Origin of the sequence: Pseudomonas sp. 2848, from assembly GCF_003253945.1 — a bacterium.
Classification (GTDB): domain Bacteria; phylum Pseudomonadota; class Gammaproteobacteria; order Pseudomonadales; family Pseudomonadaceae; genus Aquipseudomonas.
Genome location: NZ_QKZD01000006.1, coordinates 335,613 through 348,017, shown reverse-complemented (window position 1 = coordinate 348,017; position 12,405 = coordinate 335,613). Strand labels below are relative to the sequence as shown.

Below are 12,405 nucleotides of genomic sequence, written 5' to 3'. Positions count from 1 at the left end.
CCATCGAGATGAGCGAATACTCCCTTTTCACCTCCGAGTCCGTGTCCGAAGGGCATCCGGACAAGATCGCCGACCAGATCTCCGACGCGGTGCTGGACGCCATCATCGCCCAGGACAAGTACGCCCGCGTAGCCTGCGAGACCCTGGTCAAGACCGGTGTCGCCATCATCGCCGGCGAAGTCACCACTTCGGCCTGGGTCGACCTGGAAGACCTGGTGCGTAACGTGATCATCGACATCGGCTACAACAGCTCAGACGTCGGCTTCGACGGCGCCACCTGCGCCGTGATGAACATCATCGGCAAGCAGTCGGTGGACATCGCCCAGGGCGTCGACCGCTCCCGCCCGGAAGACCAGGGCGCCGGCGACCAGGGCCTGATGTTCGGCTACGCCAGCAACGAGACCGACGTGCTGATGCCGGCCCCGATCTGCTTCTCGCACCGCCTGGTCGAGCGCCAGGCCGAGGCGCGCAAGTCCAAGCTGCTGCCTTGGCTGCGCCCGGATGCCAAGTCCCAGGTCACCTGCCGCTATGAAAACGGCAAGGTCGTCGGTATCGACGCGGTCGTGCTGTCGACCCAGCACAACCCCGAGGTCTCGCAGAAAGACCTGCAGGAAGCGGTGATGGAGTTGATCGTCAAGCACACCCTGCCTGCCGAGTTGCTGCACAAGGGTACCCAGTACCACATCAACCCGACCGGCAACTTCATCATCGGTGGCCCGGTGGGCGACTGCGGCCTGACCGGCCGCAAGATCATCGTCGACTCCTACGGTGGCATGGCTCGCCACGGTGGTGGCGCGTTCTCCGGCAAGGATCCGTCCAAGGTCGACCGTTCCGCCGCCTACGCCGGCCGCTACGTGGCCAAGAACATCGTCGCCGCGGGCCTGGCCGAGCGTTGCGAGATCCAGGTGTCCTACGCCATCGGCGTGGCCCAGCCGACCTCCATCTCGATCAACACCTTCGGCACCGGCAAGGTCTCGGACGAGAAGATCGTGCAGCTGGTGCGCGAGTGCTTCGACCTGCGTCCGTACGCCATCACCACCATGCTCGACCTGCTGCACCCGATGTACCAGGAAACCGCTGCCTACGGTCATTTCGGCCGTACCCCGCAGCAGAAGACCGTGGGTGATGACACTTTCACCACCTTCACCTGGGAGCGCACCGACCGCGCCGCCGCCCTGCGCGACGCCGCTGGCCTGTAAGCCTCCTACAGCAGTAAAAGAAAGCCCCTGCCGAGCGATCGGCAGGGCTTTTTCGTGACATATCGCCTGACAATGCGGCACGTCGCACCAAGCAACTGGAACCTAGGCTGAGGACTCCTTACCGCCTCGCAAGGATGCCGGTCATGCCTCTACTGCCGATACTCATGCTCCTGTCGACTCTCTTCACCAGCGCACAGGCCGGCCAGTGTCCGGATTGGGGCCCATCACAGGCGAATGCCGAAATGGTCCGACTGGGCGAGACCCTGGCCCGCTGGGACGATCACTACCATCGTCAAGGCAAGTCATTGGTGGCGGACGAACTCTATGACCAGAGCCGCCAGCGCCTGCTGCGACTGCAGCGGTGCTTCAACCTGCCAGACGCGGCGCCCGACCCGCTGGCCGGCGCACGTGGCCCGATGCCCCACCCGGTCGCACACACCGGCGTCGACAAGCTGCCCGACGAACAGGCGATGCGCCGCTGGCTGGCGGGCAAGCGCGATGTCTGGATACAGCCCAAGGTCGATGGCGTCGCGGTTTCCCTGATCTACCAGCAGGGCCGGCTGGTCCGGCTGCTCAGCCGCGGCGATGGCGTCCAGGGCCATGACTGGAGCCGGCATATTCCTTCGCTCGGCGCAATCACCCGACAGCTGCCGCAACCTGTGGACCTGGTGCTGCAAGGGGAACTTTACAAACGCCTGGAGGGCCATGTGCAGGCTCAGGCAGGCAGCCTTAACGCTCGCGGCAGCGTGGCCGGGCTAATGGCACGCAAGCAGCTGGACACCGCCCGCGGCGCGAGCATCGGCCTGTTCGTCTGGGACTGGCCACACGGGCCGCAAACCCAGGCGGAGCGCCTCGAGCTACTGGCCGCCATGGGCTTTGCCGACAGCCAGCGCTACAGCATCCCCATCGCCAGCCCGGAGCAGGCCGCCGAGATGCGCCTGCACTGGTATCGCGCCGCCCTGCCCTTCGCCACCGATGGCGTGATCCTGCGCCAGGGCAGCCGCCCGCCCGCCGAACGCTGGCAAGCCAAGGCCCCTTACTGGATTGCAGCCTGGAAATACCCCTTCTCCCAAGCCCTGGCCGAAGTGCGCGAAGTGCGCTTTCGCATTGGCCGCACCGGCAAGGTAACCCCCATCCTGCACCTGGCGCCTGTCGAGCTGGACGACCGTCGGGTTTCGCAGGTCAGCCTTGGGTCCCTGGCACGCTGGCAGAAACTCGATATTCGCCCGGGCGACCAGGTGGCCATCAGCCTTGCAGGCCTCACCATTCCGCGGTTTGACGACGTGGTACATCGCACGGTCGTGCGACAGCCCGTCACCTCACCGACTGCCGGGCAGTATGACGCCCACACCTGCTGGCAGGCTGGTGCTGGCTGCGAAGAACAATTCATCGCCCGATTGACCTGGTTGAGCGGCAAGCAGGGGCTGGCCCTGCCAGGGCTCGGGCCGGGCACCTGGCGCCGACTGGTGGATGTCGGCCTTGTGACCACCCTCGTGGATTGGCTGGAGCTCGATACCCAAGTCCTGGCGGCCGTGCCGGGTCTCGGCGATGCCAGGGCCCGACAGCTTCATGACAGTTTTAGCGCGGCGCGCTTGCGACCCTTCCTCCAATGGTTGAACGCGCTAGGCGCGCCCTTGCCTCAGGGGATGCCCCTGGAGGCCGACTGGTCGACGCTCGCAACGCGATCGGCTGACGCATGGCAAGCCTTGCCGGGCGGCGGTGGCGCAAGATCGAAACAACTCGAGGTATTTTTTGCAACAGAAGATGTTCAAGCCGTTGCCGAGCAACTGGGCGGGTATCGTATCGCCGGTTTCCAGCTCGCGAACGACTCCGCCGAACAATGACGAGTGTAGGTCAACTCCGAGTTTGCCGTTTAAAGACCCACCAAGGGTTCCTAAATCCGGCAAACCAAGGCAGGATTCCACCAACTTTTGCTGCTCCGCCCCGCTCAGGAGGCTTTTCATGACACGTTTCACCGCTCTTTTCCTGCTGGCAACCCTTGGCCTGGCAACCGGCGCCGCGCAAGCCGCCCAGCCGGATGCAGGCCTGACCGGCTGCGCCGCCAAGCGCAGCGCCATCGAGAACCAGCTGAAGATTGCCCGTGAACATGGCAACAGCAACCAGGCTGCCGGGCTCGAAGAGGCGCTGCGTGGCGTGGACAACTGCACCGAAGCCGGGCTGCGCAAAGAGCGCGAGCAGAAAGTGCTCGATGCCCGCCACGAAGTGAACCAGCGCACCAAGGACCTGGACAAAGCCATGAAGAAAGGTGACGCGGAAAAGATCAACAAGCGCAAGGACAAGCTGGCCGAGGCGAAGAAAGATCTGCAGGAAGCCGTGGACGAGCTTGAGCGCTGACTTTTTAACAGCCCTTGATGTGGGAACGAACCCGCTCCCACAACAGCCTCCCACGGCTCAGTGATTACGAAACTCGCTATGACAGGCCTTGCACGCCGCCTCGACCTTGTCCATCGGGGCCTTCATCTGCGCTGCGTCCAGCGGCGGGTTGCGGGTCACCGTCACCAGGTCGCCGGTAACGCCCTCCAAATGCCGGGCCAGGTCCTGGAACCGCGCCTGGCGCTCCCAGACATCCGCCCGTGCGCTGCTGTCACCCTCGTCGCGCACCTGCGGGAAGTGCTGCCACGGCTCATGGGCCAAGGTATCCAGCTTCACCGCGCCCTCGGCGAACTTCACGTCATCGAAGGGCAACCGCCCGCGCAGCATGCCACCCATGTCTTCACTGGTCTTGAGCATCTGCTTGAAGATCGCCTTGCGCTGGCCCAGCGGCGAGTTGGGGTCGACGCCGTCACAGGCGGTCAGGGCGAGGGCGGCGAGCAGTACTACGGTCAATCGCTTGAACATCACGGTCTCTTTGGCCAGGCAAACGGGTGGCCAGTATCGCCGCCTGCCGGGCAAAGACCAATAGCCACACAGAAAACAAGGGCGAATGTTCATGTTGCGCCCAGCACAGGACCCACCCGATGAAATCTGCATTGCGCCATCTCGCCTGGGCCCTCCCCGCCCTGGCGCTCCTGGCCGGCTGCAACGGCGGCGAAAGCGCCAAGCCCGAGCCTCATGCCATCGCCACTTATGTACCAGCCACCTGGAAGGACCTGCCCCAGGTCAGCGACGACGACCTGCTGGCCGGTTTCTATGCCTGGCGCAACGGTTGCGAGAAGCTCAAGCGCGATCCGGTGTGGGCCGCTACCTGCGAGGCAGCCGGTTCAGCCACGGCGAGCGCTGACCAGGTACGCACCTTCCTCGAGCAGAATCTCCAGGTGTATGGGCTGCGCTCGGCGCAGAACAGCGCCAACGGCCTGATAACCGGGTACTACGAGCCGGTCTACCCCGGCAGCCTGGAACGCACCGAAGCCGCGCATGTACCGGTGTACGGCGTACCCGAGGACATGATCGTGGTCGATCTGGCCAGTGTGTATCCCGAACTCAAGGGCAAGCGCCTGCGCGGGCGCCTCGATGGCCGCGTGCTCAAGCCCTATGACACCGCCGAAGTGATCAACCGCGACGGTGCCAAGGCGCCGGTACTGGCCTGGCTGACCGACCCGATGGACTTGCAGTTCCTGCAGATCCAGGGTTCCGGTCGCATCCAGCTGGAAGGTGGCCGCCAGCTGCGGCTGGGGTATGCCGACCAGAACGGCCACCCCTATCGGCCGATTGGCCGCTGGCTGGTGGACCAGGGCCAGCTGCCCAAGGAACAGGTGACCATGGGCAGCATCCACGCCTGGGCCCAGGCCAACCCGCAGCGGGTCCCCGAGTTGCTGGCCAGCAACCCGAGCTACGTGTTCTTCAGCACCCGGCCGGATAGCAACGAAGGTCCGCGCGGCTCGCTCAACGTGCCGCTGACCGCTGGCTACAGCGTGGCCATCGACCGCAAGGTGATCCCGCTGGGCAGCCTGCTGTGGCTGTCCACCACCCGCCCCGACGGCAGCCCGGTGGTGCGCCCCGTGGGGGCGCAGGACACCGGCGGGGCGATTACCGGTGAAGTGCGTGCGGACCTGTTCTGGGGCACCGGTCCTGAGGCCGGTGAACTGGCAGGCAACATGAAACAACAGGGGCAGATATGGATGTTGTGGCCTAAGGGTCAGCCTTTGCCCGAAGTACCGAAGGTCCCCTGAAGGGCGCTATCGCGGGGCATGCCCGCTCCCACTGCGGGAGCGAGCTTGCCCCGCGATGCAGTCAGATCGAAACGACAAAGAACGACACGATCAGCGCCATCCCGACGAACCATACCAGCGAGCGCAACACTGCCCAGTCCGCCAGGTAGCAGATGATGTAGAGCAACCGGCTGGTGATGTACATCACCCCCAGCACATCTTGGGTCACTTGTTCGGCATTGCCGACGATATCGGCCACCAGCACCGCCGCGGCAAACGCGGGAAACGCCTCGTAGCCGTTCAACTGGGCGGCATGGGCTCGCCGTGGCAGCCCTTCGAGCTTGTCCAGGAACGCACGAGGGTCGTGATTGGCACGCAGGCCGAAATACCCGCTGCTGAGTTTGGCGATCAGTGCACATAGCGGCGGCAGGACCAGCGCGACGAGAATGCACCACAGGGCTACGGTCATCTACAGGACTCCTTGTTCATAGAGGTTCGCTTCAGAGCTTCATCACCAGCATGCCGGCCAGTACCAGCCCGCAAGCTAGGAGTCTTGGCCCGCCAAAAGGTTCTTTGAGGTAGCGCATGCCCAACAGCACCACGAGGATCACGCTCAACTCGCGCAACGCTGCCGCTTCGGCCACCGAGCCCAGGTGCATGGCCCAGAGCACCAGAGCGTAGCTGAACAATACGCAGAACCCGACCGCCAGGCCCAGCTTCCATTGGGTGCGCCAGAACAGCATGAACGGCCCTCGTCGGGCCACCATGGCCAGCAACGGGAACGGCCAGGCACTGAGCAAGGTCAGCCATACCAGGTAGTCCCAGGGCTTGCCCCACAGGCGTACGGCCTGACCGTCGAACCAGGTGTAGCAGCCGATGCACAGGCCTATCAGTGCCACCACCGGCAGCATCGACCAGGGCAGGCGCTCGCCGCCGCCGCCCTGCCAAAGCAAGCACACCATGCCACAGGGGATCAGCAGGATGCCGATGATCTGCTGCTGGCTCAGCGACTCTCCGGCAAAAGCCAGGGTCAGGCCCAGCACCACCAATGGCGACAGACCACGCATCAACGGATAGACCAGGCCCAGGTCGCCGACCCGATAGGCCTGGATCAGCAGAAAGCGGTACAGCTGCTCGGCCAGCGCCGAGGCCAACAGCCAGGGCCAGATCTCGGCGGGCGGGAAATCTACGAAGGCTACCGCCAGTATGGCGAAACTCAGCGCCACCACGTCCATGCTGGCGATCACCAGCAGCCGCTCGGCGCTGAACTTGATCAAGGTATTCCAGGTGGCATGGAGCAGGGCTGCGACCAGTACGAGGGAAGTTGCCAGCACGCCTTGGAATCCTTGTTGTCGTTTGGTGGGGACCACTATATAGCGCCTGGCTAGTTATGGCCTCATCGCAGGGCAAGCCCGCTCCCGCGCCTTCGCCTGACAGGAACCAACTGGAGAAATCCGGTCATAAGGTGTGTCCCGAACGCCGCGCCAGGTCATCAAAGAACTGCCCGAGCCATTCGGGTAATGACTTGGAAGCCACTTTCACAGGATTCGGGATGCTTGAATTAGTTGCCGCGTTTATCTGCCTCACTACCCTCCTCACTTATGTGAACTACCGCTTCATCGGCCTGCCGCCGGCCATCGGCGTGATGGTCACCGCATTGCTGTTCTCCCTGATGCTGCAGGGCCTGAGCCTGATCGGCTTCCCTGGCCTGGAAGAACGCGTCGAAGGCCTGATGAACCAGATCGACTTCAACGACCTGCTGATGCACTGGATGCTGTCGTTCCTGCTGTTCGCTGGCGCCTTGCACGTCAACCTCGCCGACCTGCGCAGCTACCGCTGGCCGATCGGCCTGCTGGCCACCCTTGGCGTACTCATCGCCACCGTGGTGATCGGTTACCTGGCGCACTGGGTGTTCGCCCTGTTTGGCTGGAACGTGCCGTTGATCTACTGCCTGCTGTTCGGCGCGCTGATCTCGCCGACCGACCCAATCGCCGTGCTCGGCGCACTGCGTACCGCCAACGCCTCCAAGCCGCTGAAGACCACCATCGTCGGTGAGTCGCTGTTCAACGACGGCACGGCGGTCGTGGTGTTCACGGTGCTGCTGGGCATCATCCAGCTGGGCGAGACGCCGAGCGTCGCCGACACCGCCATCCTGTTCGCCCGCGAGGCCCTGGGTGGCATCGCCTTCGGCGGCCTGATCGGTTACGCCACCTACCGCATGATCAAGAGCGTCGAGCAGTACCAGGTGGAAGTGATGCTGACCCTGGCGCTGGTGATCGGCGGCTCGGCCATGTGCTACGAGCTGCACGTGTCGGCGCCGATCGCCATGGTGGTGGCCGGCCTGATCATCGGTAACCTGGGGCGCAACTTGGCGATGAACGACATGACCCGCCGCTACATGGACGGTTTCTGGGAACTGATCGACGACATGCTCAATGCCTTGCTGTTCGCCCTGATCGGCCTGGAGCTGTTGCTGCTGCCGTTCAACTGGCTGCACCTGGCGGCCGGTGGCGTGCTGGCGGTGGCGGTGCTGGCTTCGCGGCTGCTGACCGTGGCGCCGGCGATCGTGCTGTTGCGCCGCTGGCGCAGCGTGCCGCAGGGCACCATTCGCGTACTGACCTGGGGCGGCCTGCGCGGTGGCGTGTCGGTAGCCCTGGCGCTGTCGCTGCCGCAGGGCGCCGAGCGTGACCTGCTGCTGTCGATCACCTACATCGTAGTGCTGTCGTCGATCCTGATTCAGGGCCTGACGGTCGGCAAGGTGGTGCGCAAGGTCAGCACACAACCCGAGTAACAGCATAGGGGCGGACTAGCCCCGCGATATCGTCTGCACAGGCATCGATGTTGATCCTGCCGGCGCCATCGCGGGGCAAGTCCGCTCCCACGCTTTAGCAAACGGGTCTATTCCACCGCGCTGTCCGGGAACTGGTCCTGGATGTACTTGATCTCGGTGCGCCCGTGGGCGGCAGGCAGGCCATCCTCGCCCAGGTTGACGAACACCATCTTGTCGACGGTCAGAATCGCCTTGCGGGTGATCTTGTTGCGTACTTCACACTTGAGGGTGATCGAGGTGCGACCAAACTCGGTGGCGGTGATGCCCAGCTCGATGATATCGCCCTGACGCGAAGCACTGACGAAGTTGATCTCGGAAATGTACTTGGTCACCACGCGCTGATTGCCCAGCTGGACGATGGCGTAGATCGCCGCCTCCTCGTCGATCCAGCGCAGCAGGCTGCCGCCGAACAGGGTGCCGTTGGGATTGAGGTCTTCGGGTTTTACCCATTTGCGGGTGTGAAAGTTCATCTGTACTCCTGACCTGCTTGCTGACATGCGCTAATGATGGCAGACCGCTCGGTCACGCTCCATTGAACATCGACTATCGTCTCGATTAATCGACAGAAAGTCTTGGGTGTGTCACACGCCCGCGGCTATAATCTTGCCGTTTCACATGGCCCCCCACAGTGGTGGCCATCCCGCCACCCATCCGAGGGGCGCTGCAGCAGGCTTGGCCTGTCAGGCTCGGTTGGGGCGTTGTCCGCGCAAGCGGACGCTCAACGCACAACGGCGCCCATTCGCACACTACGAATGGAGGCTCTCAATGAGCGCTGTAAACACGCCTGCAGGTTTTTCCGACTTCAAGGTCGCCGACATCTCCCTGGCCGACTGGGGCCGCAAGGAAGTCATCATCGCCGAATCGGAAATGCCCGCGCTGATGGGCCTGCGCCGCAAGTATCAAGCCGAGCAACCGCTCAAGGGCGCGAAGATCATCGGCTGCATCCACATGACCATCCAGACTGCCGTGCTGATCGAGACCCTGGTCGCCCTGGGTGCCGAAGTGCGCTGGTCGTCGTGCAACATCTTCTCCACCCAGGACCAGGCCGCCGCCGCCATCGCTGCCGCCGGCATCCCGGTGTTCGCCTGGAAAGGCGAGACCGAGCAAGAGTACGAGTGGTGCATCGAGCAGACCATCCTCAAGGATGGCCAGCCATGGGACGCCAACATGGTGCTGGACGACGGCGGTGACCTGACCGAGATCCTGCACAAGAAATACCCGGCCATGCTGGACAAGATCCACGGCGTGACCGAAGAGACCACCACCGGCGTGCACCGCCTGCTGGACATGCTGGCCAAGGGCGAGCTGAAAGTCCCGGCGATCAACGTCAACGACTCGGTCACCAAGAGCAAGAACGACAACAAGTACGGCTGCCGTCACAGCCTCAACGACGCCATCAAGCGCGGCACCGACCACCTGCTGTCGGGCAAGCAGGCCCTGGTGATCGGCTACGGCGACGTGGGCAAGGGCTCGGCCCAGTCCCTGCGCCAGGAAGGCATGATCGTCAAGGTCACCGAAGTCGACCCGATCTGCGCCATGCAAGCCTGCATGGACGGTTTCGAAGTCGTCTCGCCATTCAAGGACGGCATCAACACCGGTACCGAAGCCGGCATCAACAAGGACCTGCTCGGCCGCATCGACCTGATCGTCACCACCACCGGTAACGTCAACGTCTGCGACGCCAACATGCTCAAGGCCCTGAAAAAGCGCGCCGTGGTCTGCAACATCGGCCACTTCGACAACGAGATCGACACCGCCTTCATGCGCAAGAACTGGGCATGGGAAGAGGTCAAGCCACAGGTGCACAAGATCCACCGCACCGGTGCCGGCGTGTTCGACCCGCAGAACGACGACTACCTGATCCTGCTGGCCGAAGGCCGCCTGGTGAACCTGGGCAACGCCACCGGTCACCCGAGCCGCATCATGGACGGTTCGTTCGCCAACCAGGTCCTGGCGCAGATCTTCCTGTTCGAGCAGAAGTTCGCCGCGCTGCCTGCCGCGAAGAAGGCCGAGCGCCTGACCGTGGAAGTGCTGCCCAAGAAACTCGACGAAGAAGTGGCCCTGGAGATGGTTCGCGGCTTCGGGGGCGTGGTCACCCAGCTGACCCCGCAGCAGGCCGAGTACATCGGTGTGACCGTCGAAGGCCCGTTCAAGCCGGACGCTTACCGCTACTAAGCGGCTGGTTGCCAGTGCCAGGTATCCTTGCCCGGCACTGGCAGGCAACGTTTCGAACCGATGTCCGAGCCAGGCCGGCCCCCACCGTCCTGGCTTTTATTTGCAGGCAGCAGCCCAGGCTCACTGCCGAAGGAACCAGAGATGTCACAAGAACGCCGCTACAGTTTCGAGTTCTTCCCCACCAAGACCGATGCCGGTCACGAAAAGCTGATGGGCGTTGCCCGCCAGCTGGCCAGCTACAACCCGGACTTCTTCTCCTGCACCTATGGTGCCGGTGGCTCGACCCGCGACCGCACGCTCAACACCGTGCTGCAGCTGGAAAATGAGGTGAAAGTCCCCGCCGCCCCGCACCTGTCCTGCGTGGGTGACAGCAAGGACGACCTGCGCGCCCTGCTGGCCGAGTACCAGGCCGCCGGCATCAAGCGCATCGTCGCCCTGCGTGGCGACCTGCCGTCGGGCATGGGCATGGCCAGCGGCGAACTGCGCTACGCCAGCGACCTGGTCGAGTTCATCCGCCAGGAAACCGGCAACCACTTCCACCTGGAAGTGGCCGCCTACCCGGAGATGCACCCGCAGGCGCGTAATTTCGAGAGTGACCTGGCCAACTTCGTGCACAAGGTCAAGGCCGGTGCCGACAGCGCCATCACCCAGTATTTCTTCAACGCCGACAGCTACTTTTATTTCGTCGAGCGCGCGCAGAAGCTGGGCGTCGAGATCCCGGTGGTACCCGGCATCATGCCGATCACCAACTACAGCAAGCTGGCGCGGTTCTCCGACGCCTGCGGCGCCGAGATCCCACGCTGGATCCGCAAGCAGCTGGAGGCCTATGCCGACGACACCGCCAGTATCCAGGCCTTCGGCGAGGAAGTGATCACCCGTATGTGCGAACAGCTGCTGCAAGGCGGCGCGCCGGGCCTGCACTTCTACACCCTGAACCAGGCCGAGCCGAGCCTGGCGATCTGGAACAACCTGAAGCTGCCACGCTGATGGTCGCGAACAAGGCTTTGGCGCAGGTCAGAGCCTTGTTCGTCCACCTAGGCGCCGTACGCTCCCACGGCCAGCGTTCACTGGTCTTGCCCGGGCTTGCAGCGTACTCTCACGTCATGCGCACGCTCATCCTCCCTCTCCTGCTGTTGCTGCTTGCCGGCCTGAGCCCGATGGCCCATGCCGAAAGCCTGCGCATCGTCAGCGACGACTGGGCCCCCTACCTCTATCAGGAGAACGGCCAGGCCAAAGGCATCGACTACGAGATCACCAACGAGGTGTTCAAACGCCTCGGAGTCCAGGTGCAGTGGCAGTTCCTGCCCTGGAAGCGCTGCCTGGCCATGGTCGAACAGGGCCTGGCGGACGCCGTGATGGATATTTTCCAGGTCGACTCGCGCCAGGGCTACCTGGTCTACCCGGACGAACCGATGTCCGAGGTCGAGTTCGTCCTCTACCAAGCGCGTTCACGCCCACACCCGATCGAGCGCGTCGAGGACCTGGCCGGGCTGACCATCGGCACCTCGCCGGGCTATGTCTACGATGGCACCTTCGCCGAGTCACCGCTGTTCCGCCGCGAACCCGCGCCCAGCCACGAGGCCAACTTCGGCAAGCTGGCGCTCGGGCGCATCGACCTGCTGGTGACCGACCGCCAAGTCGGCCGCTATGTGAGCCGTCGGCTGGGCCTGGAGCAGGCCGTCGAAGAGCTGCCCCTGGTGGTCAGCCGCCGCCCGCAGTACCTGGGGCTGGCCCGCAAGCCCGGCCGCGAGGCGTTGGCGCAGGCCTTCAGCGACGAGTTGCGGCGCTTCAAACAGGAGCCCGCCTATGCGGCGATCAGTGCCCGCTACCTCGGCAATCAGGATTTTCCTTTCGCCGTTGAGCAGCAGGAACGCGGCACACGCTGATTGCTCTGTTATACTCGGGCCTTCCCGCCCGGCTCACGCCCGGACGCTCGGCCTCGCAACAGGCATCTCGACCCGCAGCCGCGCACCTTTGGTGCCCGCCCGCCGGCATTCAGGATGCGCAGTGAACGCCCAGCTGGACCGGACGCGATCGCATCCCTCCGATGCCCGTCGCGCCAGGCAGAACACCCCATCGGGCCTAGCCCCCA

The 12,405-nt window shown here is 64.1% G+C and carries 12 protein-coding genes and 1 riboswitch; of the genes, 8 read left to right on the top strand and 4 right to left on the bottom strand.

The window, feature by feature from the left end:
* Window positions 1-8: 8 nt before the first annotated feature.
* The 3 genes from metK (at window position 9) to DFS21_RS14510 (ending at window position 3,554) form a co-directional block, all read left to right on the top strand.
* Window positions 9-1,199 carry a methionine adenosyltransferase gene (metK, locus tag DFS21_RS14520; RefSeq protein WP_038706913.1) on the top strand — a complete coding sequence of 397 codons (1,191 nt, stop codon included), beginning with the start codon at window positions 9-11 and terminating at the stop codon, window positions 1,197-1,199.
* 143 nt (window positions 1,200-1,342) lie between these two features.
* A complete protein-coding gene (gene ligB / locus DFS21_RS14515; protein ID WP_371926841.1) occupies window positions 1,343-3,043 on the top strand; it encodes an NAD-dependent DNA ligase LigB in 1,701 nt (566 codons plus the stop codon).
* A gap of 118 nt (window positions 3,044-3,161) precedes the next feature.
* Complete coding sequence (locus DFS21_RS14510) at window positions 3,162-3,554, top strand: DUF1090 domain-containing protein (RefSeq protein ID WP_110702095.1); 393 nt, start codon at window positions 3,162-3,164, stop codon at window positions 3,552-3,554.
* 57 nt (window positions 3,555-3,611) lie between these two features.
* On the opposite strand, the gene DFS21_RS14505 is transcribed toward DFS21_RS14510, so the two are convergent.
* The gene (locus tag DFS21_RS14505; protein WP_110702097.1) at window positions 3,612-4,058 is read right to left on the bottom strand and encodes a cytochrome c; all 447 of its coding nucleotides are present in this window, start codon (window positions 4,056-4,058) and stop codon (window positions 3,612-3,614) included.
* A 119-nt stretch (window positions 4,059-4,177) separates the two neighbouring features.
* Here DFS21_RS14505 and DFS21_RS14500 point away from each other — a divergent pair, with 119 nt between their 5' ends.
* Window positions 4,178-5,329 (top strand): murein transglycosylase A, encoded by a 1,152-nt coding sequence (locus tag DFS21_RS14500; protein WP_102682222.1) that lies wholly within the window; start codon window positions 4,178-4,180, stop codon window positions 5,327-5,329.
* A gap of 61 nt (window positions 5,330-5,390) precedes the next feature.
* Here the strand turns inward: DFS21_RS14500 and DFS21_RS14495 are convergent, their stop codons facing one another.
* Both DFS21_RS14495 and DFS21_RS14490 read right to left on the bottom strand, forming a co-directional pair.
* Window positions 5,391-5,777 (bottom strand): MAPEG family protein, encoded by a 387-nt coding sequence (locus tag DFS21_RS14495; RefSeq protein ID WP_046853941.1) that lies wholly within the window; start codon window positions 5,775-5,777, stop codon window positions 5,391-5,393.
* Between the two features lie 31 nt (window positions 5,778-5,808).
* A complete protein-coding gene (locus DFS21_RS14490; protein WP_110702099.1) occupies window positions 5,809-6,642 on the bottom strand; it encodes an EamA family transporter in 834 nt (277 codons plus the stop codon).
* Between the two features lie 218 nt (window positions 6,643-6,860).
* Here DFS21_RS14490 and DFS21_RS14485 point away from each other — a divergent pair, with 218 nt between their 5' ends.
* The gene (locus DFS21_RS14485; protein ID WP_102682224.1) at window positions 6,861-8,099 is read left to right on the top strand and encodes a sodium:proton antiporter; all 1,239 of its coding nucleotides are present in this window, start codon (window positions 6,861-6,863) and stop codon (window positions 8,097-8,099) included.
* 107 nt (window positions 8,100-8,206) lie between these two features.
* On the opposite strand, the gene DFS21_RS14480 is transcribed toward DFS21_RS14485, so the two are convergent.
* A complete protein-coding gene (locus tag DFS21_RS14480; protein WP_003257757.1) occupies window positions 8,207-8,608 on the bottom strand; it encodes an acyl-CoA thioesterase in 402 nt (133 codons plus the stop codon).
* 177 nt (window positions 8,609-8,785) lie between these two features.
* A riboswitch (S-adenosyl-L-homocysteine riboswitch) is annotated at window positions 8,786-8,882 on the top strand.
* A 21-nt stretch (window positions 8,883-8,903) separates the two neighbouring features.
* Here DFS21_RS14480 and ahcY point away from each other — a divergent pair.
* The 3 genes from ahcY to DFS21_RS14465 all read left to right on the top strand — a co-directional run bounded on the left by ahcY (window position 8,904) and on the right by DFS21_RS14465 (window position 12,199).
* Window positions 8,904-10,313 (top strand): adenosylhomocysteinase, encoded by a 1,410-nt coding sequence (gene ahcY, locus DFS21_RS14475; RefSeq protein WP_046853939.1) that lies wholly within the window; start codon window positions 8,904-8,906, stop codon window positions 10,311-10,313.
* Between the two features lie 141 nt (window positions 10,314-10,454).
* Window positions 10,455-11,300, top strand: a complete 846-nt coding sequence (gene metF, locus DFS21_RS14470) for a methylenetetrahydrofolate reductase [NAD(P)H] (RefSeq protein ID WP_046853938.1) — start codon at window positions 10,455-10,457, stop codon at window positions 11,298-11,300.
* 116 nt (window positions 11,301-11,416) lie between these two features.
* On the top strand, window positions 11,417-12,199 hold the full coding sequence (locus DFS21_RS14465) for an ABC transporter substrate-binding protein (protein ID WP_256591388.1): 783 nt from the start codon (window positions 11,417-11,419) through the stop codon (window positions 12,197-12,199).
* Window positions 12,200-12,405: the final 206 nt, after the last annotated feature.